Here is a 1560-nt window from a genome sequence, read left to right on the forward strand (position 1 = left end):
AGAATGGCTACATCATACGTGGTGGCCGTGAGATGGAATTTACCTACGAGAACTTTTGGGATGTATTCCAAGATATTCCTGCAGTCGAGATGCCTGAGCCATACAGCGTACTAGATGAATATAGACTGATTAATGATGATGATCCTAACTATTCAATCGCTCGTTTGGTACATCAGCAAGGTAAAATTAAAGAAACGAATGGTGTTACTCTAAAAAAATCTGACCAATTAGCATTGATACGTCTACTACTAAAACGCAAGGAAGAATTAGATGATGTGCGAGTCAACGATTACTTTAGCGACAGCTTCTTTGAAAGTAACTTTTGGATACTTTGGAGCACCATGTTTGCCTTTGAAAAATGGCACAGCTTGCTTGAGTTAAAACTATATATGCACCGCTTTTTGCATGACTTAGATGGTCTGCATAATATGTCGATGCTAGTATTTCCAAAATACAATCAATATGATGGTTTTATCGTACCGCTACGTAACTATCTCATCGAAAAAGGGGTTAAATTCCAATACGATAGTTCGGTGACGGATTTAGATATTGAGTTTAATCAAGCTGATGGCCATGCATCAGCTAACGAGCCAACCAAAACGGTCAAAGCCATTATTGCAGAAGTAGACGGTAAGCCTACTCGCATTACTATTACAGAGAATGACTATGTGGTAGCAACGACAGGCACAATGACTGACGACACGCGTTACGGTGATAACGACTCTGCGCCAAACCTAGATGATATGCTAGAAAATCAAGGGCAAACAAAAGGTTGGACGCTTTGGAATAATCTTGCTCATAAATCCAGCGTCTTTGGACATCCTGAAAAATTCAATAGCAATGTGAATGAGTCTGCATGGATGTCAGCCACACTTACTTGTAAGCCTTCTGCGTTGGTAGACAAGGTTAAAGAGCTGTCTGTTAATGATCCATACTCAGGTAAAACAGCGACAGGCGGTATCGTTACCTTTACCGATTCTAACTGGGTAATGAGCTTTACTTGTAACCGTCAGCCGCATTTCCCTGATCAACCAAAGGACACCTTAGTCCTTTGGGTGTATAGTTTGCTGATGGATAAAGATGGCAATTATATTAAGAAGCCAATGCCAAAATGTACGGGTAATGAGATTTTAGCAGAGCTCTGTCATCACCTTGGTATTATAGATGGGTTAGACGGCGTGGTTGACAATACCATTGTTAGGTCTACCTATATGCCATATATTACCTCACAGTTTATGGTACGTGCGCAGGGCGACCGTCCTGAAATTGTGCCACAAGGCTGTACTAATCTAGGCTTAGTGGGACAATTTGTCGAAACTAGAAACGATGTGGTATTTACCGTCGAAAGCTCTGTTCGTACAGCTAGAGTTGCGGTATATAGCCTACTGAATATCAAAAAACAGGTGCCTGATATAGACCCATCGCAATATGACATTCGTCACCTATTACGAGCGGCAAATACGCTAAATGATGGCAAAGGATTTATTGGAGAAGGCTTATTACGTAAGCTATTAAAAGATACCTATTATGAGCATATCTTGCCACCTACCCATCTAGATA

General features: G+C 40.9%; 1 protein-coding gene. It reads left to right on the forward strand.

Features of this window, described 5'->3' with window-relative positions; genetic code table 11:
* Positions 1-1560, forward strand: a 1560-nt coding sequence (locus JMY09_RS14320) for an oleate hydratase (protein WP_201624618.1), incomplete at both ends; no start/stop codon positions are given.

The organism is Psychrobacter urativorans (assembly GCF_904846695.1).
GTDB classification, from domain to species: domain Bacteria; phylum Pseudomonadota; class Gammaproteobacteria; order Pseudomonadales; family Moraxellaceae; genus Psychrobacter; species Psychrobacter urativorans.